General features: G+C 60.3%; 25 protein-coding genes. 16 read left to right on the forward strand and 9 right to left on the reverse strand.

The window, feature by feature from the left end; translation table 11 throughout:
• Positions 1-37 precede the first annotated feature (37 nt).
• The 5 genes from ACFRFQ_RS07595 to ACFRFQ_RS07615 are packed head-to-tail and all read left to right on the forward strand — an operon-like array spanning position 38 to position 4765.
• A complete protein-coding gene (locus ACFRFQ_RS07595) occupies positions 38-718 on the forward strand; it encodes an MBL fold metallo-hydrolase (RefSeq protein WP_378655193.1) in 681 nt (226 codons plus the stop codon).
• 16 nt (positions 719-734) lie between these two features.
• Complete coding sequence (gene hisS, locus ACFRFQ_RS07600) at positions 735-2006, forward strand: histidine--tRNA ligase (RefSeq protein WP_378655196.1); 1272 nt, start codon at positions 735-737, stop codon at positions 2004-2006.
• A complete protein-coding gene (locus ACFRFQ_RS07605; protein WP_378655199.1) occupies positions 1996-2625 on the forward strand; it encodes a hypothetical protein in 630 nt (209 codons plus the stop codon). The genes hisS and ACFRFQ_RS07605 overlap by 11 nt, the downstream gene beginning before the upstream one ends.
• A gap of 53 nt (positions 2626-2678) precedes the next feature.
• Positions 2679-3668 carry a malate dehydrogenase gene (locus ACFRFQ_RS07610; protein WP_378655201.1) on the forward strand — a complete coding sequence of 330 codons (990 nt, stop codon included), beginning with the start codon at positions 2679-2681 and terminating at the stop codon, positions 3666-3668.
• 56 nt (positions 3669-3724) lie between these two features.
• Positions 3725-4765: a hypothetical protein gene (locus ACFRFQ_RS07615; RefSeq protein ID WP_378655204.1), complete on the forward strand. Its 1041-nt coding sequence runs from the start codon at positions 3725-3727 to the stop codon at positions 4763-4765.
• A gap of 622 nt (positions 4766-5387) precedes the next feature.
• Here the strand turns inward: ACFRFQ_RS07615 and ACFRFQ_RS07620 are convergent.
• Positions 5388-5747: a PadR family transcriptional regulator gene (locus tag ACFRFQ_RS07620; RefSeq protein WP_378655207.1), complete on the reverse strand. Its 360-nt coding sequence runs from the start codon at positions 5745-5747 to the stop codon at positions 5388-5390.
• A 112-nt stretch (positions 5748-5859) separates the two neighbouring features.
• Here ACFRFQ_RS07620 and ACFRFQ_RS07625 point away from each other — a divergent pair, with 112 nt between their 5' ends.
• The 3 genes from ACFRFQ_RS07625 to ACFRFQ_RS07635 all read left to right on the forward strand — a co-directional run bounded on the left by ACFRFQ_RS07625 (position 5860) and on the right by ACFRFQ_RS07635 (position 9282).
• Positions 5860-6558: a TetR/AcrR family transcriptional regulator gene (locus ACFRFQ_RS07625; protein WP_378655210.1), complete on the forward strand. Its 699-nt coding sequence runs from the start codon at positions 5860-5862 to the stop codon at positions 6556-6558.
• A gap of 30 nt (positions 6559-6588) precedes the next feature.
• On the forward strand, positions 6589-7755 hold the full coding sequence (locus ACFRFQ_RS07630) for an FAD-dependent oxidoreductase (RefSeq protein ID WP_378655213.1): 1167 nt from the start codon (positions 6589-6591) through the stop codon (positions 7753-7755).
• 198 nt (positions 7756-7953) lie between these two features.
• On the forward strand, positions 7954-9282 hold the full coding sequence (locus ACFRFQ_RS07635; protein ID WP_378655216.1) for a DUF222 domain-containing protein: 1329 nt from the start codon (positions 7954-7956) through the stop codon (positions 9280-9282).
• An 86-nt stretch (positions 9283-9368) separates the two neighbouring features.
• On the opposite strand, the gene ACFRFQ_RS07640 is transcribed toward ACFRFQ_RS07635, so the two are convergent.
• From ACFRFQ_RS07640 to ACFRFQ_RS07655, 4 genes are all read right to left on the reverse strand, one after another.
• Positions 9369-10436: a MerR family transcriptional regulator gene (locus ACFRFQ_RS07640; protein ID WP_378655219.1), complete on the reverse strand. Its 1068-nt coding sequence runs from the start codon at positions 10434-10436 to the stop codon at positions 9369-9371.
• A gap of 15 nt (positions 10437-10451) precedes the next feature.
• Positions 10452-11117 (reverse strand): HEAT repeat domain-containing protein, encoded by a 666-nt coding sequence (locus ACFRFQ_RS07645; RefSeq protein WP_378655222.1) that lies wholly within the window; start codon positions 11115-11117, stop codon positions 10452-10454.
• A 127-nt stretch (positions 11118-11244) separates the two neighbouring features.
• On the reverse strand, positions 11245-11664 hold the full coding sequence (locus ACFRFQ_RS07650) for a hypothetical protein (RefSeq protein ID WP_378655225.1): 420 nt from the start codon (positions 11662-11664) through the stop codon (positions 11245-11247).
• A 111-nt stretch (positions 11665-11775) separates the two neighbouring features.
• Complete coding sequence (locus ACFRFQ_RS07655) at positions 11776-12516, reverse strand: thioesterase family protein (RefSeq protein ID WP_378655228.1); 741 nt, start codon at positions 12514-12516, stop codon at positions 11776-11778.
• Between the two features lie 252 nt (positions 12517-12768).
• Here ACFRFQ_RS07655 and ACFRFQ_RS07660 point away from each other — a divergent pair, with 252 nt between their 5' ends.
• The gene (locus ACFRFQ_RS07660; RefSeq protein WP_378655231.1) at positions 12769-13962 is read left to right on the forward strand and encodes a CaiB/BaiF CoA transferase family protein; all 1194 of its coding nucleotides are present in this window, start codon (positions 12769-12771) and stop codon (positions 13960-13962) included.
• Here the strand turns inward: ACFRFQ_RS07660 and ACFRFQ_RS07665 are convergent.
• Entirely contained in the window at positions 13920-14528 is a 609-nt protein-coding gene (locus ACFRFQ_RS07665; protein ID WP_378655234.1) for a TetR/AcrR family transcriptional regulator, read from the reverse strand. The two genes, ACFRFQ_RS07660 and ACFRFQ_RS07665, sit on opposite strands and share 43 nt — an antisense overlap.
• Before the next feature lie 115 nt (positions 14529-14643).
• Between ACFRFQ_RS07665 and ACFRFQ_RS07670 the strand changes: the two genes are divergently transcribed.
• From ACFRFQ_RS07670 to ACFRFQ_RS07700, 7 genes are all read left to right on the forward strand, one after another.
• Positions 14644-16200, forward strand: a complete 1557-nt coding sequence (locus tag ACFRFQ_RS07670; protein ID WP_378655237.1) for a long-chain fatty acid--CoA ligase — start codon at positions 14644-14646, stop codon at positions 16198-16200.
• 12 nt (positions 16201-16212) lie between these two features.
• Positions 16213-17397 carry an acyl-CoA dehydrogenase family protein gene (locus ACFRFQ_RS07675; protein WP_378655240.1) on the forward strand — a complete coding sequence of 395 codons (1185 nt, stop codon included), beginning with the start codon at positions 16213-16215 and terminating at the stop codon, positions 17395-17397.
• An 89-nt stretch (positions 17398-17486) separates the two neighbouring features.
• Positions 17487-17816, forward strand: a complete 330-nt coding sequence (locus ACFRFQ_RS07680) for a YidH family protein (protein ID WP_378655244.1) — start codon at positions 17487-17489, stop codon at positions 17814-17816.
• Complete coding sequence (locus ACFRFQ_RS07685) at positions 17813-18124, forward strand: DUF202 domain-containing protein (protein WP_378655247.1); 312 nt, start codon at positions 17813-17815, stop codon at positions 18122-18124. The genes ACFRFQ_RS07680 and ACFRFQ_RS07685 overlap by 4 nt, the downstream gene beginning before the upstream one ends.
• A gap of 182 nt (positions 18125-18306) precedes the next feature.
• Positions 18307-19632 carry an MFS transporter gene (locus tag ACFRFQ_RS07690; protein WP_378655250.1) on the forward strand — a complete coding sequence of 442 codons (1326 nt, stop codon included), beginning with the start codon at positions 18307-18309 and terminating at the stop codon, positions 19630-19632.
• Between the two features lie 55 nt (positions 19633-19687).
• Complete coding sequence (locus ACFRFQ_RS07695) at positions 19688-20911, forward strand: serine hydrolase domain-containing protein (RefSeq protein ID WP_378655253.1); 1224 nt, start codon at positions 19688-19690, stop codon at positions 20909-20911.
• Positions 20912-21000: 89 nt separating this feature from the next.
• The gene (locus ACFRFQ_RS07700) at positions 21001-21630 is read left to right on the forward strand and encodes a TetR/AcrR family transcriptional regulator (protein ID WP_378655256.1); all 630 of its coding nucleotides are present in this window, start codon (positions 21001-21003) and stop codon (positions 21628-21630) included.
• On the opposite strand, the gene ACFRFQ_RS07705 is transcribed toward ACFRFQ_RS07700, so the two are convergent.
• From ACFRFQ_RS07705 to ACFRFQ_RS07715, 3 genes are all read right to left on the reverse strand, one after another.
• On the reverse strand, positions 21631-23187 hold the full coding sequence (locus ACFRFQ_RS07705; protein WP_378655259.1) for a hypothetical protein: 1557 nt from the start codon (positions 23185-23187) through the stop codon (positions 21631-21633).
• Positions 23188-23258: 71 nt separating this feature from the next.
• Positions 23259-24299 carry a VOC family protein gene (locus ACFRFQ_RS07710; RefSeq protein ID WP_378655262.1) on the reverse strand — a complete coding sequence of 347 codons (1041 nt, stop codon included), beginning with the start codon at positions 24297-24299 and terminating at the stop codon, positions 23259-23261.
• 16 nt (positions 24300-24315) lie between these two features.
• A complete protein-coding gene (locus tag ACFRFQ_RS07715; RefSeq protein WP_378655264.1) occupies positions 24316-25170 on the reverse strand; it encodes an alpha/beta fold hydrolase in 855 nt (284 codons plus the stop codon).
• Positions 25171-25220: the final 50 nt, after the last annotated feature.

The following is a 25220-nucleotide window of genomic DNA, read 5'->3' on the forward strand; positions in this document are numbered from 1 at the left end:
GTTGCCTGATTCGCCCTTCGAAGAGGAGTTACCTCAAGTGCTCGTGACTGGTTTTCCGGCCGGGATGTTCCAGACCAACTGCTACATACTCGCTCAGGACGATGCCTGCGAGTGCGTGGTGATCGATCCGGGTCAGGATGCTGCTGAGCCGCTGTTCGAGTTTCTCGACTCCAAAGACATGTCGGTGACGGCTGTGCTGCTGACGCACGGGCATCTCGATCACATGTGGTCTGCGCGCGAGGTCTGCGAGCGGTACGCGGCACCCGCTTACATCCACCCGGATGATCGCTACATGCTCACCGACCCCGCTCGCGGAATCGGGCCGACGATGAAGGACTTCATCAAGGACATGTCCTTCGTCGAACCGGACGAGGTCATCGAATTGTCCGACGGGGACTCTTTCGAACTCGCCGGAATGTCCTTTGCGGTCGATCACACGCCGGGCCATACGCAGGGATCTGTGGTCTTCCGCACTCGAGCGGGCACAGCAGAAGGTCCCGTAGACCTGGCCTTCACCGGCGACACATTGTTCCAGGGCTCGATCGGGCGAAGTGACCTCCCCGGAGGCAACCACGAGCAGTTGCTCGATTCGGTCGCGAGGAAACTTTTGATCCTCGACGACGCGACAGTCATCCTCCCCGGACACGGCGACAACAGTTCCATCGGCGCCGAAAGAAGCTCCAATCCGTTTCTCGTTGGACTCAGCGGACAGAAATAAGGAAAAGTAACCACTCGTGAGTAAAGCCAGCACCTTCTCTGCACCCAAGGGCGTCCCGGATTACGTTCCGCCGCAATCCGCTGAATTTGTTGCCGTCCGTGACGGTTTGACGCGCGCCGCACGTCTGGCCGGATACGGCCACATCGAATTGCCGATCTTCGAGGACACCGCACTGTTCGCCCGCGGCGTGGGCGAGTCGACCGACGTCGTCAGCAAAGAGATGTACACGTTCGCCGATCGCGGCGATCGTTCCGTGACCCTCCGTCCCGAGGGCACTGCCGGAGTCATGCGGGCCGTGATCGAGCACAACCTCGACCGCGGGACGCTTCCCGTCAAGGTCAGCTACGCCGGTCCGTTCTTCCGCTACGAGCGTCCGCAGGCAGGTCGCTACCGTCAGTTGCAGCAGGTGGGAGTCGAGGCCATCGGCATCGACGATCCGGCGCTCGACGCCGAGGTCATCGCGATTGCCGACGCCGGGTTCCGCTCGTTGGGCCTCGACGGTTTCCGTCTCGAGATCACCTCGCTCGGCGACGACACCTGCCGTCCGCAGTACCGTGAACTGCTGCAGAAGTTCCTCTTCGCGTTGCCTCTCGACGACGAAACCCGTCGGCGCGCCGAGATCAATCCGCTGCGCGTCCTCGACGACAAGCGTCCCGACGTCCGAGCTATGACGGCTGACGCGCCGCTCATGCTCGATCACCTGTCTGACAGCTGCAAGGCGCACTTCGACGAGGTCCTGAGCCACCTCGACGCGTTGGGTGTTCCGTATGTCGTCAATCCGCGCATGGTTCGTGGCCTCGACTACTACACGAAGACGACATTCGAGTTCGTCCACGATGGTCTGGGCGCGCAGTCCGGTATCGGCGGCGGTGGTCGTTACGACGGCCTGATGGAGCAGTTGGGCGGACAGCCGTTGTCCGGCATCGGTTTTGGTATCGGTGTCGACCGCACGGTGTTGGCGCTCGAAGCCGAGGGCAAGTCGGTCGCTCCGCCTGCCCGAGTCGACGTGTTCGGTGTGCCGATGGGATCCGAAGCCAAGGCCAAGCTGGTGGCGATTGCGCATCAGTTGCGTGGCAACGGCATTCGCGTCGATCTGGCGTACGGGAACCGCGGGGTCAAGGGCTCGATGAAGGCTGCCGACAAGTCCGGCGCAGCTTTTGCCCTTGTCCTGGGTGAGCGTGAACTCGAAGAAGGCGTCATTGTCCTCAAGCACCTGGCGACGGGTGAGCAGGAGTCGGTGTCGCTCGACGAGATTGTCGGCAGGCTCGGGACTCTCGTTGTCTCGTGATGTAGAACCGGTTTCGCTTGACCTCGTCCCGATCGCGTTGATTGCGCCGAGGCTCAAGCGGATCGCCGTCGTGGTGGTTGTGCTCGGTGTTGTCGTCGGGCTGATTGTCAACGTATTTGCTTCGGCGACAGTCGCGCTGCTGGTCGGCTTCATCATCGCCGTGCCGACGTCGCTTGCGATCTTGATGACCTTGCGCCGCCACATCACGTTGTACGGCAAAAGGATTCGCGCGCAGGCGGGGTTCCGGACCGGTGAGGTCGACGCGGCCGAGGTGGTCACTGCCGAACTCATGGTGCGCACCGGGCGGATCAGCGAAGTCAGTATGAAGCTGACCGACGCGCGATCCAGCGTTCGAATTCCTCTTGCTCTCTACACCGCCGGTGGCGGGCGCGAGCTGGAAATCCTTGCGCTCCGTAAGCTTGCCGACGCTTTGGCGTCGAGTGAGCTGGTGCCGGCAGCAGCCTTGTCGTCAGTACTGATCGAACAACTGCGCGCGGAAGCGCGTGGTGCCGGTTTGGCGGAGCGGCCACTGTACCGGGCTGTGGAGCTGGTGAGCGCAACGGGCAGAGTGCCGAGAACCACACTCACGGACCACGAAGTGGCGGGTTTGCTGGACTAGCGTGGAAGTCGTTCGCAGAAGTGAAAGCAGAACGGCAAGTGGAGGAGTCGGCAATGAGTGTTTCGCCAGTAACCGTCACGGTGACCGGAGCATCGGGTCAGATCGCCTACGGACTACTTTTCCGTATCGCTGCAGGTGACATGCTTGGGCCCGATGTTCCCGTTCGCTTGCGACTGCTCGAAATTCCTTCTGCGGTGTCCTCTGCCGATGGTGTGGCGATGGAGCTCGAAGACGGCGCTTTCCCGTTGCTGAACTCCATCGATATCACCGACAACCCCGACGTTGCGTTCTCCGGCGCGAACGTCGGGATGTTGGTGGGTGCTCGCCCGCGCAGCAAGGGGATGGAACGCGCCGATCTACTTAGTGCCAACGGCGCGATCTTCACGGCACACGGCAAGGCGATCAATAACAACGCAGCCTCCGACGTGAAGGTGCTTGTGGTGGGCAATCCCGCCAATACCAATGCGCTGATTGCGATGAACAACGCTCCCGATGTTCCGAACGTACGGTTCACCGCGTTGACCAGGCTCGATCACAACCGCGCTATCGCTCAGGTGGTCAAGAAGACCGGCGCGGCGGCGTCCTCCGTTCGTAAGGTGTCGATCTGGGGTAACCACTCCGCGAGCCAGTACCCGGATCTGTCTCACGCGACGGTCGAGGGCAAGCCGGCGCTCGACGTGATCGGGGATCGGGAGTGGGTGGAGAACGATTTCATTCCGACGGTGCAGGTGCGGGGTACCGCGATTATCGCAGCTCGTGGATCGTCGTCGGCTGCCAGCGCGGCAAGTGCGTCGATCGATCACGTCCGCGATTGGATCGGTGGAACAGCCGAAGGGGACTGGGTGTCAATGGCGGTTCCGTCGGATGGTTCGTACGGAGTTCCCGAGGGCCTGATCTCGTCGTTCCCCGTCACCTGCGCCGGCGGCGAGTACAGCATTGTTCAGGGTCTGTCGATCGACGAGTTCTCGCGTGCTCGCATCGATATTTCGGTGAACGAACTCGAACAAGAACGAAACGCCGTTCGCGAACTCGGTTTCGCCTGAACCGGTTTCGCGCCGATCCAGCGGCGCAATCGCCGTCGCGCCCGTAACGTGAGCATATGGTCACGTGGACGCAAGTGTTGCAGACGATCACCGACGGCCCAGATCTGCCGATGCGGGGCACAGTGGTCGAACGTGCTGAGGGAAGTTCGACAGGAGCTGAATCGTTCGCTGTCGTAGGTGCAGACCCGATGTTTGTCGGTGCAGTGGACGGCTCTCGGATCTGGCGGCACGGGCGTAAGTTGCGGGTGGAAAACTCCAGCGGTGTGCCGGTGTTCATCTCCGATGGCATGGTGGCTTGGGACTTTTCCGGACATCAGGATCCGCCTCGGGTGGGGGCCGCCAACGATGTTCGATATCTCGGATCTGCACAGTTTCTCTTGAACCGTCGCGGTGCAACCGAGTGGATCGGTGACGACTTCACTCGGCCGACGGGATCTCCCGAAGAAGTGACCTACCTCGGGAGAGACTGTTGGGCAATCGAACTGGCACCACCAAAACGTAAGCCCCATCCGATGCAGCTTGTGATCGACGCCGAGACCGGCATGTTCCTGGAGCAGCGCGTCGATGCTGTCGGGTATTCGTATTCATTCGCCGAGGTTATTCTCGGCGGCGAATTGAATGACGATCTTTTCCTCTGGACTGGGCCTTCGGTCAGTGATGAGGAGCTCAAGCGTCGACGGATGGCAGAACACGAGAAGCGCGAGCGTGAGAAGCGTCGATGGTTCGAACAGGAAGTTACGAATCAGGCTTTGGGCGTTCGGGTTCCGATGGATCTGACCCCCGAACGGATATACACGATTGACGAAGACTCTGGCGCTTTCGAGGCCGGGCTGAAGGGTGGTAATTTAGCGCGGCGTCGTCGGTCGGACCTCGACTGGATTCCAGGTTGGGTTGGTGTGCTTCATCGGTGGTCGACTCCTGAGTTCGACTGGGCCATAACGATGCGGGACGTCGAATTGGATGACGAATCGCTCGCTGGTATCCGTGAACGTCTGCATCCTGGTGCGGAAGTGGACCGGATCAGCTCGGTTGTTGTTGCTCCTGATCAGCGCGGCAGCTCTGTGCGAGGGCAAGGTGGCGGGCTGCAGCCACGGTAAGTGCCAGGACAAGGACTACGACGGCAATCACCATCGTTAATGTGAACGCTGTAGTGGTGAAATTCAACAGCCAGGCTGTGCCTACTCCGCCGGCCACAGCAAGAACGCCCCCCGATCGGTAGAACGACCGCCAGCCGTTTCGCTGTCGTGGCAGCGTGCGGATCGTCGCATCGTCGAAGGGCCACCCAGACGCGCAGGACTGCACACAGATACGCCAGAGCGCCGCTCGTCGCATAGAGAGGTAACACCAACGGTCCGGGGCTGTCGCTATAGATATTGGCGAAAGCCGCTGCGAGTCCTAGCAGTGTGCCACTCAGGCCGATTGCAACTGCGAGTAGTGCAACCGGAATGATCAGGCCCAATCGAATTGCGCGGCCACTCATTTCGCGCTCGTCCGCCCACGACCGGAGGGTTCCCGCGGCGTCTTCGCCGACCACCGAGGTGGAATCAAGTCCTTCGGCAAGGGCTCCATTGAGCTCGCTGTCCAGCTCGGCCACGAGTGTCTTGCGATCGGCAGATCGAACTGCTGCATTTCTCCAGATTCTGTTTGCCGTGCGAAGAAGCGCGCGCCGCTGCACATTGTCGGTCGGGACATAATTGGTGGGTGAATCGATGGCTGTGTTCACTGTTGCGCCCTTCGTGTTGCGTCGGTGACGGCGAACTCCAGAAGGGAAGTGACGTTGGCAGACACATCGCGCCATTCGTCCCGGCCGGATTCGAGTGCACCTATTCCCTCCGGCGTGAGGGAGTAGTACTTGCGGGGCGGACCCGATGGGGAGGGGCGCGATTCCGAATGGACGAGTCCATTGCGCTCCAGTCGAGCCAAGAGGGGATACGACGAACCTCCGGAAACGAGCAAGTCACGTTCGGCGAGGCGTTCGGTGAGCTCATAGCCGTAGACCGGACGATCCTGCAGGAGCGACAAAAGGCACAGGTCCAGCACTCCACGGAGGATAAGGCTTCGTCGTTCCACCACACTCATGTACAGCAAGGTAGCAACCGGTAGATTGCTTTGCAAGGTACCGATTTCGTCTGACCAGCAAATTGACCTGACGAACATGTTCGTAACGAACATGTTCGTGTACGGTTTCGGTATGTCAACTCCCAAGCGCAGCCGCCGTGAGCGACCGGCTAAACCTGCACTTTCTCGAGAAGGGATCATTGCCGCAACTATCGAGATCGTGCGCGCTGAGGGTCTCGAGAAGGCGACCATGCGTCGTGTTGCGCAGGCGCTCGATACTGGTCCTTCCGCACTGTATGTCTATGTCGCGAATACTGCCGAACTGCATGGCGGCGTCCTCGATGAGCTCATTCGATCAGTTGATATGCCGTCGGAAGGAGACTGGCAAGATCGGCTGGTGGCGCTTCTGCGCGACTACGCAGACGTTCTGTTTGCATTTCCAGGTCTGGCGAGATCGGCGCTTGTGCTTCGGCCGTCCGGCCCGAATTTGCTCCGGATATTCGATCGGGTGCTCGGGCTTTTGATCGACGGCGGGGTTGATCCCGCGCGTGCGGCATGGGGTGCAGATCTACTTCTGCAGAATGCCACCGCGGCTGCCGCCGAGCACAGCACTCCCAGTTCGAGTGATATCGATTCGTCAGTCGATGACGAGGCTGCATGGGAAGGTCTTGTGCTGGCGGTTCGCACCGCCGATGCCAAGAAGCTTCCCAGCATCGCAGCGCACGCCGACGCGATTCTCGGCGGTACACCCACCGAACGTATGACGTGGTCGATACGAGCGCTCATTGCCGGCATTGCGGCCACTCCGACATCGTTCACCACCATGAATTGACCTGACTGACACTACTTTTCGAGGAGCATCATGACTATTCACCATCCCATTGCGATTATCGGTGGGGGACTCGGTGGCCTCATCGCCGCCCGCGTCCTCCACGTTCACGGCATCACATCGGCCGTGTTCGAACTTGAACCCAGCCGCAACACCCGAGTCCAAGGTGGCATGCTCGATATTCATGACCACAACGGCCAGAAGGCCATACACGCCGCCGATTTGTGGGAACCATTCACTGCGTTGATTCACCCTGGTGGCGAAGCAATGCGCATACTCGACCACACCGGAACCATCCTTCGCGAAGAGGCTGATGGCGGCGCTCTTTCGCGACCCGAGATAGACCGCGGCCAACTCCGCGACATGCTCATAGATTCTCTGCCCGACGAAGCTATCCATTGGGGACACAAAGTCACCCGAATCCGTCAAGTCGAGGGCATTGTCGGCCGCCACGAGGTCTCTTTTGTGGATGGTGAGAGCATCACCACCGACCTCCTCATCGGTGCGGATGGCGCCTGGTCGAAAGTCCGGTTGCTCGTCTCCGACTCTTGGCCGACGTACAGCGGGATTTCCTTTATCGAAGCGGACTTACTCGACGCTGATCAACGTCACACGTCCGCTGCTGCGGTTATGGGCGGCGGCATGCTTTTCGCATTCCGTGGAAACGTCGGAATCCTGGGCCACCGCGAAAGTGATGGGAGTCTGCACAGCTACCTCGGTGTTCGTGCCGACGAGAACTGGGTCGACTCGATCGATTTCGCTGATGTCCCCGCCGCAACGAGTGCGATCCTCCGATTGCTCGACGGATGGGACAACTCCCTTCGCGACTTGATTGCCCGTGCCGACACCGGCTTGACTCCGCGCCGAATCGTAGCCCTCCCGATCGGGCATTCCTGGGAGCGAGTCCCGGGCGTCACGCTCCTCGGTGACGCCGCGCATGTGATGTCCCCATTTGCCGGTGAAGGCGCGAATCTTGCGATGTACGACGGTGCTTTGCTCGCACTAGCCGTCAGTGAGAACTCCGGTGACATCGAATCTGCTCTCGCTGGCTACGAAGCAGACCTATTTCCGCGAGCGGCCAGGGCTGCTGCCGAATCTGCTGAGAGTCTCGAGATTCTCTTCAGTGAGAATTCACCGCAAGGACTTGTTGACATGTTTGCGGGCTTCGACGAGCAAGAGGCTGCGGGCGCAACGATGTGACAGAGTCGCGGTTGCGCTCTGGTGGTTCCGGCTCAACTGGAAACGCACCACCGAAGATTCTCGGGCTGGACATCATCAGCGTCGAATATTGCTGTGTATCAATGGCTCTCGAGTGACTATTTGTTGAATCCTGCCCGAAATATCTCTTGATTCGAATGGATGTTCGAGTATACTTAGGTCACGGGTGGGGAGGCCTTGATGACCATGGTTAGCGATTCTATTGCGGTGGGGGATGTTGTAGCCGGTTCGGCTGTGGGTGTGCGCGGCAGGTTGTGGCGGTTGCGTCCGGCCGAGGTTCGGGAAGTGGCCGTGTCGGTGTCGGCGGAAATTCTTCGGTTGGAAGCGATTCGGGTGACCGCGGTCGACGAGCTGGCACTCAATTCGGACGAACAAGTGCTCTGCTACCGGGGCGTGGGTCGTTGGTTGGCGGCGAATACGATGCTGCAGAACTCAGCGGGCAACAAGATCGCCGCTCTCGGTGCCGCACTGCGGGTGTTCCCGGATATTGCGGCGCAGTTCGAGGCCGGTGACCTCTCGTTCGATCATGCGGCATTGATTGCCGCGTTCTGCGAATCCCCACCAAAAGGGATGCCGGACATCGCATTAATACCAAGCCTGAAAACCCTTCTCGCCGCCGCGTCCGGGGTGGAAGCGACCACTGTCAAGCTGCGGTATGCGATCGCTGTTTTGGAGCGGATCTTCGAATCCGACGAGCCCCCGCCCGGTGAGGACGACGACCTCAACGTGCTGCGCATCGCGCCGACATTGAATGGTCGGGTGGTGATCAAGGGCGATTTCGACGCGTTGACCGGTGAAATGCTGCTATCGGCACTGTCGGGGTTGTCGATGCCCAAACCCGCTGCGGACGGGACCCCGGATGCGCGGTCGGCAGCAAAACGCACCGCCGACGCGTTCACCGAACTCATCCGCCGCTACCTCGACAACGCCGCCACCGGTATTGACGGTGGTCAGCGTCCGCATGTGAATGTGCATATCACCGCGAAAGATCTTGCCGAGCATCGTGAATGCGCCACCACACGAGCTGACAGCGGTGAACCCGATTTCGATGATCTCGATGTCGGCTACATGCCCTGGATGGGACCACTGAGTGTGAGCAAAACCCGGATGCTGGCCTGCGATTGCATGCTCTCGACGGTGTTGATGGACGGCAACGGCGCACCGTTGGATGTGACGCCACTCGAGCGGTTGGTCTGCAAAGAGCAACGCATCGCGTTGATCGCCCGGGACAAAGGCTGCGCCTTCCCGAACTGCGATGCCGTCCCCGCGTGGTGCGACGCGCACCATATAAAACCGTGGTCAACGGGTGGTTTGACGGTGATGGACAACCTCGTGTTGCTCTGCCGGAGCCACCACACGTTGATTCACAGCACCAGCGGGTTCCGCGGTATCTGGGAAATCAAGATGGGCGATGATCACAAACCGTGGTTCATCCCACCAGCAGCGATCGACCCGAAACAACGCCGCCGACGTTCCACCACCCGCCAAGGCCCAGTCCACCGAGACTGAAACCGGCTCTGCCGGAATCACATACCGCGTGAAGGCTTTGCATCACCAGCTAAGACGATGCGAAGCCCACACACGCGCGCGCGAGCTCAAATATCCGTCCTCGGCACTTCGAGCAGCCTAGCGCCCATGCTTTGTTTCTGTTTGCGTTCTTGAGCGGCGACGATAGCGGCCGCAGTGGCCGCGATCGTACGATCGTGATCCTGGGTCAGCCGCGTGAGGGCCTCGCGTGCCGCTGGGCCGGGAATTTCCGCAAGTGCCTGCGTGATTCGTAATCGCGTAGGAGGGTCGTTTGTGTCGTCGAGTGTGGCCTGCATGTGATCGAGGATGGTGTCGAGTGCATCAGAGGCCAGTGCATCAGAGACTTCTGTGAGTACCCCCAGAACTTCGGCAGCCTCGACGTCGTGTTGGCCGGTGAAGACCATTTCGAGGAGATCAGGTATCGCATCGATGCTGCCCCGAGCGCCCAGCGTGAGGGCCGCACGGGAGCGGACAACGGCGTCGGAATCCTCGAGTGCTCGTCTCAGATGTGTTGTTGCCTCCGCTGTGCGCACCGCTGCTATTGCGGCAACGGCGCGTCGGCGGACGTCGACCTCCGCAGATTCGAGGCCGACGGCCAGAGTCGTGAGTCCCTGACCGGCGGCCCTGGACAGCGACCACTGCAATGCCCCGGCGACATTGAGGTCGTCTTCCGACAACGTTGCCTCGACCAATGCGTCGATGGGCAACGACGCATTGCCGTCCTGCTTCAGGATTGCCTGTTGACGGCGGGCCGCAAACTCTGACTCGAGCGCGCGCAACAGGGTGACCATGCGTAACACGTCCTCCCATTCCGAGGGTGCGGTGGCGTCGACGTGTTCGAGTTTCGTGAGCAATTCCTGCTCGGCAGCGATGCGCTGGCGCGTGTGCGTAATGAGATCTCCCACCAGATCGGCGGGGGCAAATTCGGGTTCGTCCAGGGCGCGTCTGGTTTCGTCCAACGACAGTCCGAGTGTCCTCAGGCTCTCAACATGGAAGAGCCGTCGGATGTCATCGGCTGAGTACTCGCGGTAGCCGCCGGATGTACGGCCGGTGGGCTTCACCAGTCCCAAAGTGTCGTAGTGACGCAACATTCGCGTACTGACACCGGACTGCCGCGAGACTTCGCCGATCAACATCTTTTCTCCTGTTCTTTAGGTCTGCGGACCGACGATCGAGACACGTTGCGCCAACTCCGACGAGAGGGTGAAGCCGCTGTCGGGGTCGAGATATAGCTGTTTGGTGGCGATTGCGTGTGCGCGAATCTTCGGATCGGGACTTACGACTGCCGCGTCGAGGACTGATATGACGGATTCACCGAGACTCACGAGCGCCCGGCTGAGGCTGAGGTGAATGTCTCTGTCGCCGCGTCCGAGTTCAGTGACCAGATCGGCGGCGAGCGCGGCCTCGTTGCCTGACGGCACGAGTGCGACTGCTGCCCGCCACGCGCTCCGCGCAACCTCGTCGTGGTTGTCGTGCAGTAGAACTGTCACTGCGGGCCAGGCCTGTCGATCCCCGATCTTGGAGAGTGTGTGCAGCGCCTGACTCCGGGCCTGCGCGTTGTCGGATTCGAGCTCGTCGATCAGTCTCGGTACCGTGAGGTCAGCAGGCAAACGGCACAAAGCCCAGGTCAGCATGTCGCGGACGAAAAAATCCGGTTCGGCGGCGCACCGAGCGACAAGAATATCCGTCAAAGCGGGATCGCGTCGGGTGCCTGCTGTGAGGGCAGCCCGAAGCCGGCCCGACGAGTTGGTTGTGGACAGAGCGTCGACGAGATGAGTATTCGACTCACCGTTGTTGGTTGTATTCAAGACAACCACCTCCTTCGTCGACCATTTGAGTCCTTGTCACTGTGTCAAGGTCAAGCCCTGGTTGTCAGGAGTGGTCTGCGACCCGCCCAGCTTTCCTGCACCGCAGGTGCGGTGTACGAAAGCTACCCACCGGCGCCTAAGGAACGTACAAGGTCGCGATTCCCGGGGTGATCGCTCCGGCCACAGATATGACAGTGACTGCGAGTTGCCCGGTCCCGGTCTGCAGGGTCACCTCGGCAGGGAATCCGTTGAGTCCGTCCGAAAGCCGGGCGAAGCCGGACGCTCCGGTCGACAGATTCAGCCAGTGCACTTCTGACGAAAGCAGGCATCCCCACCCGCCTTCTTTGCCGCCGGTGATCGTCACTGCTCCTGGCTGTTCGCCGACGACGGCCATACAGCGAACCGCAGGAGCGTCGAAGCTGCCGTTCGGATTCCCGTAGGGGGCTGGGTTGATTTGGAACGGAACCGTCACCGTTGCGGAGGCTGCGGATACCGACACCAGAGCCGAAGCGGCGACGACGGACGCGCAGACAGTCAGTCGGCGAACGAGATTCATCACGGTGACCTCCGGTGGACAGGCAGCTGGGTGTGGCGATCATGGTAGCAATTGCCGTGTTGCGTCCGAGGGACACTCACAAAACTGGGTCTGCGCGAGGCCTGAGGGTTCTCAGCGCAGGATGCGACGCAGTTGTCTGGCCTGCGCTGCGAGTTCACCTGTTGCGGTGAATAATTCGGTTTCGTCGACGCAGAGCGTCTCAGTTGACCACACAGTGCGATGCCGCAGGCGATGCCACGGTGAATCTGTGGCCGTTGTCGGAGCGAAATGCGCACTGAACTCGACGGTCGGGATAGCGACGGGCATTGTGAGGGTGGCAAAAAGCCCAGGCGGTAAGGCATCGAGCAAGACTGCGGAGCGTTCTACCGTGGTGAAATCGAGATCGGCGTGTAAGCGAATCCAGACGTCGAACTCGGGGCAGTCGCCACCTGCAAAAGGGCGTGCGGCGTTGATCGGGCGAATGTCGAGATGCTGTGAGAACGGCACGAAGTCGACGGGTATCTCGAGTTGCGGCAGAGTCGACGGGTCGTCCGGTGCCGGCGCGATAGACGACGTCGACAGAACTGTGGGACCGATGTCGCGGACAAGCCGAACAAGGGCAGTGGCGGAGCTATCAAGTGTGACATGGCAACTGACGGTGCGACCGCCATGTGTGTCGTCGACAGTCAGGCTGGCTGGGCCGGGCGGAATCGGCCGATCGAGATGCGCGCTGACCGCAACTGGGACGGCGCCGGTTGCGTCGGCTGCTGCCCGCATCATGCTGGCGACTACGAGCCCTCCGTGAATTCCGTCGAAGCTCTTCCAGCTTGCATCGAAGGCGGCGGTGTGTGATTTTACGGCGGCAGTGGTCATCGACGTCTCCATGGCTCGACCAGAAAGCTGACTTGGAATATGTATAGCCAGAACCATAGGGCCTGGCTTTGCATTTCACAAGTCAGGGTGTATTTGCTCTGTACTTTTCATAGACACTATGTCTATTAGTCGATAACCTGATTGTTATTGATCGGCATGGTCATCCCTGATTTTGCGCAGTCATGAATAGCGCCACGCCGATGAGGGCGTGGCGCTATTCATGACTGCCTCAACGGTCGTCGGAGTGTGGATATGAACAATGGCAATGCGATGGAATGGAGTTTCTTGCAGGGGAAGCGTGTGCTTGACCTGTCACGACTTCTCCCCGGCCCGTTCGCGACAACTCTGCTTGCAGATCTGGGCGCCGACGTGGTCAAGATCGAAGATCCCAGCCGCCCTGATCCCACGCGGGTAGTCGGCGAACGGATGGCATCGCTGAACAGGAACAAGCGATCGGTCGCTCTCGACCTCCGCCTCGAACAGGATCGCGAGGCGTTTCTTCGATTGGTCGAGACTGCAGACGCAGTGGTCGAAGGATTTCGACCCCAGGTTCTGGCGAGCATGGGACTCGGCTACGACGTACTGCGAAAAGTTAACCCGCGCATCGTATTATGTTCGATCAGTGGGTACGGTCAGTCCGGACCTTACGCCGGCAGGCCGGGGCACGAACTGAACTTCCTCGGACTCTCGGGCTTCTTCGCGGTCCCCGGTAGCGCCGACGGTGCCGTCACACGCCCCGGTATCCGAGCCGGCGACCTGGTGGGCTCGATGTACGCGGCACTGTCCATCGCCGTGGCTCTCGCCAGCGTGGACAAGCACGGGTATGGACAACATATCGATGTCTCCCTCGCCGAGGCCGCAACCGCCTGGTGTGCACCTTTTGCGCTCATGATCCGCGATATCGAAAACCCCACTGACGCGCCAACGGTGCAGGGGGACAATGATGTTTTCGAGACCTCCGACGGATGCCTGCTCTCACTTGCAACTTTCGAGGACAAGTTTTGGATCGAATTCCGCACAGCGCTCAGCGGTGAGTTTCCTGCGTTGAACACGCATCGTTACGACGAAAGATGGCTGCGGACGCGGTACAAGGCCGAGGTCCGGAAGCTTTTGGTCGCAACGTTCGGCGCGCAGACGTACGAGTGGTGGGCAAAGGCGTTGACCACGATCAACGCCCCGTGGGCGCCGGTATTTACCGACGCGGACCAACTGCTGAGCGATCCCCATGTCGTCGCTCGAAACCTGTTCAGCGAGGTCGTGAACGACGACGGGGGAAGCTGGCCACAGATGAGATTCCCGGCGCAGTTCAGTCTGGGGCTGAACAGTTTTCGGCGCCCGGCACCGAAGGTGGGTGAGCACACCGAACTCATCCTCGGCGAAGTCGCAGCCAACTGCGGCAACGGTTACTCGGATTTCAACTCGCCGTCGAAACCCGAAGACCAATAGCGCCCTCGCAGTGAGAGTTCCAGGAGCATCTCAGTGACCTCTTCGGGAGTCAGGGGTGGAGGATCGGATTCAAGCCACCACTGCATGACCGCGATTTGTTCACCTACCCACGCCCGCGAGAGAACTTCGATGTCGATTCGTGGGGTGACGCCGAGTGCTTCCGCTCGTGCGGAGAAGATCCGTACGGCGGCGGCGCTTCGGTCGTCGACGAACTTTCGCAGGGCCTTCCCGTCCCCTTCGCCGCGCAGAATCACGCGGTAGGCGTCTCGTTCCTCGGCTGCGTGCCGAAACATCTCGAGCACGGGCTTTCCGGTGAAACCGATCGACGACGCGGGTATGAGTGGACTGAGTCGCTCTTGCAAGTCATCGGCCAGGTCGGACACGACTTGACCGAGCAGGTCGTCCTTGTCTGTGTAGTGGCTGTAGAACGTCGCCCGACCCAAATCTGCGCGGTCCGTGATGTCCTCGACGGTAATCCCTGCATATCCCCGTTCCAGGACGAGTGAGACCAAGGCGTCCCGCAGCAATCGTCGGGTCCGCCGGACGCGTCTGTCTTCTGGAGGCACTGGCTTCCCTTCCTTCGCAACTGTTGTACGCAGCATAGTTCAATATTGACAGAACGATCCAATATAGACAGACTGTCTAATAACAGTCTTGATGTCGATTCTTCTTGGAGTGTTCATGAACCTCGGTACCTATCTCGCCCGGAGCGCCAGTTTCCATCCGGATCTCGAAGCCCTTGTCTGTGGCGAAGATCGGTGGACTTACAGCGAACTCGACACGGCCGCAAACCGTCTCGCGTCCGCGCTCGCACACGCCGGCGCACGGCCCGGGCACATGATCGCAACCTTTGCCGGAAACTGCGGCGAGCTGGTGGTGACTGAAATGGCCTTGTGTAAGGGGGGATTCGTCAGAGTGCCGATCAACGCACGGCTGGGTGCGGACGAACTTGCGCATATCCTCGCCGACGCCGATGTTCGCGTCCTCTTCGTTGATGCTGCCCACGTCGACATGGCGCTGGAGGTCGTGGCCGACGAGGAGTTGAACTGCAGAGTGATCGATTACGGTACTTCCACTCCCGGCGTAGAAAGCTACAGTGAGCTGCTCGCCACGGGTAGTGAAGACAACGTCGAAGTGGACGTCGACGTCGATGCCCCGGCCGTTCTGAACTACACGTCCGGATCCACGGGCAAGCTCAAAGCTGCGGTCCAGAGTCAGGGCAACCGCTTGGCCAATATGCGCAAGAGGTTGATGAGCCCGGAAGGCGCACCTGCAGTTGGTGATCGATACCTCGCGCCCGGCCCGATCACACACGCATCGGGCATGGTGATGCTCGGAATGTTCGCCAGGGGCGCCGCCGTGGTGATTCTGCCGGCGTGGGATGCGGAGACCTTTCTGCGAACCATCGAGCGTGAGCGCATCACCACCACAATGGTGGTCCCGACAATGCTCAACCTGTTGATGGACCATCCGTCGGTGACCGACATCGACCTGAGTTCACTGCGTTGCATCGGGGTAGGCGCTGCGCCTGTCTCCCCGCAACGGCTGCGCGACGCGGTGAAACTGTTCGGTCCCGTCGTTATTCAGGGATACGGACTTGGCGAAACAACAAGCGTAGTCACGGTTTTGACCGCTGAAGACGTAGTGCGCGGCATCGAATCCGACCCCGAACTGCTTCTCTCGTGTGGACGGCCGGCCTACGACACCGACGTTCGCGTGGTCGACGACAACGGCGTACTGGTTCCGGCGGGCACGATCGGTGAGATCGTCGCCAAGGGCCCGGACTGCGTCCGCGAGTACTTCCACGAACCAAAACTGTCCGCTGAGACATTCCGGAACGGCTGGGTCCACACCGGCGACGTCGGCTACTTCCGTCAAGACGGATACCTCTTCATCGTCGATCGCAAGAAGGACATGATCATCTCGGGCGGATTCAACATCTACTGCAGTGAGGTAGAGGCCGCACTGTACGAACATCCCGCTGTTGCCGAAGTGTGCGTCGTCGGCGTTCCCGATCCGAAATGGGGAGAAGCCGTCAAAGCCGTTGTCGTGACGCGAAGTGGAACCGACACCACAGCAACGGAATTGATCGCGCACTGTGCGACGCGACTTGCAAGTATGAAGAAGCCGCGGTCGGTCGACTTCGCCCACTCGTTGCCCGTCAACCGAAACGGCAAGATCGATCGTCGCGCGATTCGCGCAACCTATTGGACCACCGCTGACCGTCACGTCAACTGACAGGAAACAGACATGTCATTCGCTCTCACCCCCACCTACGAAGACAATCCCAGACTTCAATCGTTGGTCGAGCGCCTGCGCGACTACCTCGACGGCGAGCTCGCCGAGTACGAAGCCGACTTGGGGCTCACTCAGGAATCTCACTACATTCGTGAGACGCTCGAACCGGTGTGGAGACGAAGCCGCGAACTCGGCTTCTACGGCATCCATCTTCCCACCGAGCTCGGCGGCCAGGGTCTCACGTACACCGAACTTGCCGCACTCAAAGAAGAGGTCGGCGCGTCGCCGCGGGTCCTCTCGATGTCGGTACTCGGAGACATGGGCGGCCCGCTCCGCGCTGGCTCGATCTTTCAATACGCCACCGAGTATCAGTTGGAAAAATACTTGCTGCCAGTTCTGCGGGGTGAAAAGGCATGCTGCTTCTCCCTCACTGAGAACGATGCCGGTTCCGACGTTCGCGGCATGCTCACCACTGCTACCCCGGACGGCGCCGGTTGGCGCCTGAACGGCCACAAGGTGTTCTCGTCCGCCGGCCCGTTCGCCGACTTTTCGGTCCTGATCACAAAGATGGCATCCGGCGGCGACGGCCCGGATTCGTACTCCGCCTTCCTGGTCGACCTGGATTCGCCCGGTTGCACCGTGGCCGACGGTGACGTTCCCATGTCCGGCCAGCACATCGAAGCGGACATCATCCTCGACGAGTGCTACGTCGGGCCGGAGCAGCTTCTCGGAAGCGTCGGCGAAGGCTTGCGGATCGGGCTCGGGCGAGTGACGGTCAATCGGTTGTTGCACTGTCCCACTGTGCTTGGTGGAGCTCGCCGAGCACTGGAGCTGTCGGTGGAGTACAGCAAGACGCGTCAGGTGCAGGGCGCGCCCCTGGGAATGTTGCAATCCATCCAGCACAAACTCGCCGACATGGCGACCGACTACTACGCCGCCCGCTCGATGACCTACGACGCACTCGCGGCACTCGATGCCGGTGGCCGCCCACGGACCGAAGCCTTCATGTGCAAACTGTTCGTTGCAGAGAAGGCCTTTACCATCGCCGACCACGCGGTCCAGATTCATGGCAAGTCCGGCGTGATACGCGGTTCGGAGATTGAATCGCTGTTCCAACGGCTGCGTATGTTCCGAATTCTCACCGGGTCATCCGAGATTCAGAAGAACGGCATCGCCCGTCAATTGCTCACCACCTGAACATCGTTCAACTAAATCCGTGCCCGTCAGGTTCTCACACGCTCGATGTGGAAACCTGACGGGCACTCGACATTTCAGAGGCAACCAGCGTGATCGAACACGAACCGGATTACAGATTCAGTCTTGCGAACGAGCGAACATTCCTGGCCTGGATTCGAACTGCACTGGGGTTGCTGGCCGGCGGCGTCGCTGTCGGTCAGTTCTTCGTATCGGAAACCGGCAACAGCCTGAACAGAGTGCTCGGAGTTGTATGCACCGTGGTGGCGTCGGCGATCGCACTCGGCGCGCTCAGACACTGGCAGGCTGTCCAAACGGCGATGCGACGCGATCTACCCCTGCCCAGGTCGCCGATGATCCCGCTTGTCGTCGGTGGCGTATGCGTCGTAGCAGGTCTCAGCGTCGGGATGGCAGTGTTGTGACGGAAAATGAGCCACCTGGACTTCAGCCCGAGCGAACAGTCCTGGCCTGGCGACGCACGGCTCTTTCCTCGGTGACGGTATCGGCGATCGCCGGCCGTGAGATCGCCCGGCACCCGTCCATCCCGACAATCGCCGTCTTCGCCGCATTGCTCGCCACAACGGTTGGCATCGCGTTGGGCGCTCTCGTTCGCCATCGTCGATTCATAGTGGACGCCAAGGACTCTCGGGCTGTGCCGTTCTATCTCATGGTCGCGTTGACTGCCGGCGTCGTACTTGCCGGACTCTGTGCTGGGGCATCGTTGCGATGATGCCCAGGTCTGCCCGCCACTCGGAACGTACGTAGCCGGTACTGCTGAACAAAAGATAGACAGCATGTCTATTTGTGTATACCCTCTCCATTAATGCCCACTGTGACTCAGTGCACAGCGGGCCGCCGGGCGCGCAGCTCCACTTGCGCCACTCAATCATCGGCGTTATTCGAGAGGGAATAATGACAACAGAAGTTGCGTCCCCGACCCAGTTTCAACGTGGTCGACGAGCAAAGAATCTTGCACTCCTGACTGGATCGACGGCAATGGACAATGCCGAGAGCAGTGTGACGTCGGTGCTGTTCCCGCTGATGCGTGAGGCCATGGGATTGTCGTCGGCGGCACTCGGCACGATCGTTGCGGTGTCCAAGGCTGTCGGAGTATTCACGTCGATACCCTGGGCGTTCCTCGCTCGACGCTATTCTCGCAAGTCAGTACTTGCCATCTGTTCAGGGTTCTGGGGCGTCTGGGTGATCCTGGCTGGACTATCGAGCAACTTCACTCAATTTCTTGTCCTGTACGCGATCGGTGCCGCAGGGTTCGCCGGTGCCGGAGCAATTGCACTGTCCGTTCTCGGTGACCTGTACGAGGACGCTCGGCGCGGTCGCGCAACCGGATTGGTGTACGGAGGTGTTGCCATCATCACTGGTGTGAGCGCTCCTGTGTTCGGATTGTTGTCCCGCTTCGAAGACGGATGGCGCTACGGTTACATCATTACGGGGGTGATCTGCATCGCTATCGGTGTGCTGATCATGGTATTCCTCGACGATCCCGAGCCGACCGATGCGCACTCCCGCCTGACCGTCGACGATCTCGGCGCCAAGGCAAGGTTCTGGCGCGAAGGAGTACGAGAACTCCTTGCCATCAAGACGTTCCGATACATCCTCGTTCAGCGGATCTTCTCCGGCCAGAACGTCATCATGAGTTTCAGTATCGTCTTTCTTGTCGAGGAGCACGGATTCACGACCGCGACCGCGTCGATCATCGCGCCTCCCTTCGCCGTCGGGTATCTCCTGGGCACCTTTGCCGGCGGTCGCGTCAACGATCTCGTCAACGCCAAGCGACCACGCAGCGGCCGCATCATGATGCTGCAGGCCAGCCAAATCGGGTTCGCGGCCGCAGCCCTGATAGCCACGCAGATCTCGTGGAACAGTATCGGTGTCTATGCGGTCTTGTTCGGAATCGTCGGCATTCTTCAAGGTCAGGTGCCAGTGGTCAATCGGCCGATAATCATGGCCGTTGTTCGTCCGGAACTTCGAGCCCTCGCTTTTGCGGTATCCGTCTCGACCGTCGAAGCGCTGGCCTATGCGGGATACGCTTTCCTGGTCGGAACCCTCGGTGACAGAATCGGATTGCAAGGCGCACTCTTCATCATCACAGTCGTACTGACCACCGTTAACGGGGTGGCGTCGGGTGCACTGTATCGTCCATACGCTCGCGACAGTGCGGCCCTGCTCACCGGGCCATCCGTTAACCCCCTGCATGAGCAGAATGCACTCCGGCGCTGAGTGATTCAGGTCCGCATCACGTGAAATCTACAAACAACAAGAAAGGCGATCATTCATGACGCGATCCATCTCGACGAACGACATCCCGTGGGCTCGCGGGTTCACCGACCCGGCACACGTGCGCCAACAGGCCACGACGATACGAGAGATGGTGGCAACCCGTCGGGTATGGCGGGGCGACGGACCCGTCTGGAGACTTCCAACCGACCACACCGATCTTTCCGGTATCACGCTGGACCTACCTGATCAGCAGAAACAGACGCTGTCCGAGTTCCTCGCGGCCGCGCACAGCGATGGCATCGCCGTGTTGCATCGCGGCCGCATCATGTACGAGAGCTACCTGCACGGGTGTAAGCCGCACGAACCTCATCTGAATGCGTCGATGGCGAAGTCCTATATCGGTCTGATGGCAGCCCTCGTCGAAGAGCAAGGATTGTTCAGTCGCGATGATCTGGCGTCGAAGTTTATACCTGAGCTGGCAGGAACTGCATTCGGAGACAACCGGATTCAAGACCTTCTGCACATGGGCACCGACGTTGCGTACGGCGGCCGTCCGTTCTATCGCACAATCGAAGCCAGCCGATTCTGGGCCGTCGTCGCTCCGACGCTGCGTCCCGCCAATTACCGCGGTCCGGAGACCATTCTCGAGCATCTCGCCACAGCTCGGACTGCCGGCCCGACCGGCGCCGAATTCCGCTACGAGAACGGCAATGTCGAGACTGTCGGAGAAATATTGCGCCGCGTGACGGGAACATCGATCGCCGAACTTCTCAGCGAACTGATCTGGTCTCGCATCGGAGCCGAAGAAGATGCGTTCTACATCGTCGACTCCGCCGGAACGGAAATGGCCGCAGGCGGATTCAGTGCAACCCTGCGCGACGTGGCCCGGGTGGGGGAGATGATCCGCTGTGATGGAGCCGTCGAAGATCGTCAGGTAATCCCGTCCAGCATCGCTCGATCCATGACGGCGGGTGTGCCGGCGGGCTACCCCTCCGAAGTCAGAAGCCCACGCGCACCCGTCGACGCTCCCGCGACGATGAGCTATCACGACTACTGGTGGATTCTCAACGATCCGTTCGGATCGTTCATGGCGAGCGGAATTCACGGTCAGAGACTTCTGATCTCACGCGATCTGGAACTGGTCGTGACGCATTTCGGGGCTCATATACTCTCGTCCGCGGTCGACACCCCGGATTTCGTGCCGGCGTTCCTTCAAATCGGTACTCACCTTGTGTCGAGCGGACTCAGCACGGGCATCGGCGAGAGGCAATTCACGTAGCTCGACAGGCACTTGCGAACGCTGTCAACAGGACGACGAGTGTTTCGATAGTCTCGGATATGCAGCGGGTACCGAGACTAGGAGATCGCATGGCAGAGATTCCGACGACGCGTAGGCGTCGCGCCAATGGTGAGGAATCGCGACGGAAGATTCTCGATGCTGCAGCCGATGTTGCCAGCGAGCGCGGGTACGACGGAACCAGTATTGCCCTCGTCAGCAAGAAGTGCGGGTTGCCGGCCAGTTCCATCTACTGGCACTTCAAGGACAAGGACGACTTGATTGCTGCTGTGATCGAGCGCAGTTTCGGTACCTGGCTGGAGGCGGTGAGCGTGCCGGACGGCGACAACCCCCGCACGCGAATCGCGGATATGTCGATGCAGATCGCACGCGCGTTGCTCGAGACGCCGGACTTCCTTCGACTCGGCTTGATGCTGGCACTCGAGCGAAGGCCGGAGGAAGTCCGCGCGCGGACGATGTTCTTGAGTGTTCGTGACGAGGCGCACCGGCGAATAGCGGCTACGATGCGCGAGTTTGCCCCCGATTTGAGCGAACGATCGATCAAACTCCTTACCACGTATGCGGTTTCGGCGGCTGACGGACTGTTTATCGCAAAGGAAATAGGAGGCGACGACGTTGACCTGATCGCACTGTTCGAACTGCACGGCAATCTGGTGTACGACGCGGCCGTCAGCCTCGCGCAGGTCGCGGCGGACCGCTGATCACTCGACGGACAGCAGTATCGCGCTCGGGCCCTCGACGGGTACGCGGTACCGATCCCCGATTCGTTCGAGGGTTTCACTGGCATTCGGCGTAAAGGTACTGTTCTCGGAGACAACGGCATTGGCGAAAGTGACACCGGTCGTGGCTTCCGGTGATGTGCCAGTCAGTCGTTCTACGGAAGCGGACGTGGTGTCAGTTCCGGAGATTTCGACGGTGATGTCTCCGCTCAATGCTTGGTCCATGTTGTCGATGACGACCCGGACAGTGCCGTCGGGAGTGCGTACAGCGTGCGCCGTGACGTGCGCTGACCCGGATTCGACTGTAGTGGGAAGGATCTGACTACCGGCCAGCCTGCTGACCATGAGCGCCGCGTAGTAGTTGGGATTTACCTGAGCTTGGCCGGCATCTCGGGCGCTTTCGTCTGCGAAGCAGATCAGTGAGTAGCTTTCGCAATCGTCGGGCTGATTGTGCAGGTTGACGCTGGCGACGCCTTCTCGCGCTGCAGTCATCAGGTAGTCGACGGTCCACAAGGCGGCGCCGAAGGAATTGGTGACTCCTTCCTTTCCTTCTTTGGCAACGGAATTAGTTTCGGTCAATCTCGGTTGAAGTCCGGCGTTTTCTGCCTTGTCGACAAACTCACGAATGAACGATGTCTGCTTGTCGGCGTTCTCGCGAGACATCAGTTTTTCGATACTGGGGAGCCCGCCGACGAAGGCGGAACTGCCCGTCGTGAATCCGAGGCGTTGAGTGTTGATGAACGGATAGTAATGCTGATTGAGATAGGTGCTTTCGGAACCGAATGCGGCGATATACGCGTCGAGCCACGGGCTGACCACTACCGCGGAAATTGCGGGATCGAGTATGTCATTGCCTACCGCCGCTCCGGCGACATTTGGTCCTTCGATCGCGATTCCTGGTGCTGCAGCGCGGATCGCGTCGCGGTACATCCGCGCGTCCGGTGTATACGTCGGCGGAATGTACGGTCGACGATCCCCGGATTTGGTGACGGGCGCGAGGATGTAGAAATTGGGTTCGTTGCCGATCTGAATCGACCTCAGCGAGCTGCCGATTCGGGCTTGTGCTTCACGCGCCTGATCGGCAGCGGCAGCTGGATCGAAGTGGGCAAGGTTCACGCCCAGATCGACGCTCCAACCGGTTGCTTCAGCAAGTTTACCGAGGCGGGAGAGGTCGTCGGGTGTGATGTGCTGACCGTTCTTCGCCCAGCTCGGGACAGGGGCGGCCGGGTCCGGCATCCACGCTGTGTTGTCGACTTGATTGGCGCTGAACCGAAGGTTGCCGAAGCCGAGATTCTCGATCAACATGTCGACGTTGCCGGCGTCCGGATCGATCCATGTTTGGTGGAGGAGATCGGCTTCGAAGGACAGCCCGAGAAAATCGGTGGGAATGACGCGACCGGGGTTGGTGGCGTCGACGCGGATCGTGACGCCGGTGGTGGATTCCGCTGAGGCCGGAATGGCAGAGATCGAGAGGGGCAGAAGAGTACACATTCCGATTGCCGCGATCCGCGAGATTTGTAGCAGCTTCGTGCGCGTCAAGTTGATTCCTCCTGGTGGCGGTGAAAAGCGACGTTGTAGTGAAAAGCGACGGTCTTGCTGCTGATTGTTGCCTAGTAGTATCGCGCCGGGGGCGTGTTCGAATCGCGAATTCCGCTGCCGCTCAACGCGTGGACTGATTCTTCCTTATGTAGAAGAGATGCGGCAGCCGTTTTGAACTGAGCTAACTTGTCGATGACGGTTTGTCCGGCCATGGAGTGACCCCAGATGCTGATTCCCTGGTGGGTGCTTGGTTCCCAGGTACTTTCATCGACGACGACGGGGTTCCAACCGACTTCCCACTCGAAACCTGACGGCGCCATCGCGTAGTAGGAGAGCTCGCGATCATTGGTGTGTTGACCGACAGTCAGTGCGATCTCGAACCCGAGTTCCCGGACACGCTGATATGAGCGCGTCATGTCGTCGAGCTGCGTGACCTGGATGTTCACGTGCTGCACACGAGTTCGGATGGGGTCGAGCGGCAGCCCTCGAACAGCGGCGATTGCGACGGAGTGATGACGTGCATTCACCCGTAGGAAACGAATCTTGATCTTGACGCCGTTCATCGTCTCGTCGATGTAGTCGGACAGGCGGGCATCGAAGACAGTGTTGTAGTAGCCACGAATCTGCGCCGGCTTCTTCGACGTGATTGCGACGTGGCCCATTCCACCTTCTCCCGTGACAAATCCGGCGGTCTTGCTGTTCAGGGGTTGTGTTGTCGTGAGTGCTCGCGTGAAGATCTCCTGCACAATGCCTTTCGGACCTGGGAAGCGCAGGAGTCGTTCGACGCCGCGCAGCGCGGCCTCCTCCGCCGTGCCCTCGCGCATCGGGACTCCGTGCTCGGTCACTCGCGACACGATTCGATCGAATGTCGAGTGGTCATCGACATGCCAACCCATCGCGGTGACGTCTTCGGCCGGGCCGCGCCTGAGGAGGAAGCGGCATTCGTTCTCGTCAAGACGGAAACGCATCGCGTCCGCGCTCAGTTCGTCGAGATGCATACCGATTGCGTCTGCGCCGAACCGTCTCCATTCGCTGAACTTCTGGGTTTCGATCACGAGATAGCCGAGGTGTACGTTTCCGAACACCGATGGGTTCAGGTGTGTTGTAGCCATGCGGATCTCCTGGTGGTCAGGCATTGAGGAACACACGAGTGACGCTGTTGAAGAACGGTGCGCGTTCCCATTGCACCCAGTGGCCCGTCTGTGCGACGGTCAGTACGTCGCAGTGGGGCATCCGGTCGGCGAGCATCTTCCCGCCGGCGGGTTTGTTGACCTTGTCTGCGGCGCCCCAGATCACGAGGGTCGGTATGTCGAGCGTCGCAAGCCGCTTGTCGCGCGTAAAGTCCATCCGCCACATGGTCTTGAGTGCGTCCTTTCCGGAGGGCCGCCGCAGTGGGGGATCAGCGACAACATCGGGGTCGATACTCGAGTGGTAACGCATGTCGATGACGTCGGACGGTACGGATTCGCCGTCGAACACCAAGTACTGCCGGATGAAGTTCTCGAGTTTCTGGTGTGACGGGCCGGTGCCGGTGTAGTAGGACAGCAAGCTCTGTAGCCCCGGCGTGGGAAGTCCACGGGTGGTTCCAATTCCGCCTGGCCCCATGAGAATCATGCGTTCGACGCGGTCGGGTGAATCGAGGGCCAGGCGGAGTGCACAGGCGCCGCCGTACGAGTTTCCGACCAGATGTGCTCGGTGGATGCCGAGTACATCGAGGAGCCCGCGAATGGCGTCCGCCAGGTAACCGAACGGGTCCGTTTGGTCGACTCCCTTGCTGGACTGTCCGTATCCAGGGAGATCGGGGACGATGACGCGGAAGTGCTCTGCCAGGTCGACAATGTTGCGAGAATAATTGGACACACCGGAGGCTCCGGGACCGCCGCCGTGAAGAAGGAGAACCACGGGGCCGTCACCGATTTCCGCGTAGAAGATCGATTGTCCGTTGACTGTGACTGTCTTTTCGATCATGTTGTCGATACTCATCGTTGAACTCCAGGAGAATGGTCGTTGACGGGAATGGTTCGAAGGCAAGG

Source organism: Rhodococcus sp. NPDC056743 (genome assembly GCF_042790355.1).
Taxonomy (GTDB): Bacteria; Actinomycetota; Actinomycetes; order Mycobacteriales; family Mycobacteriaceae; genus Rhodococcus_F.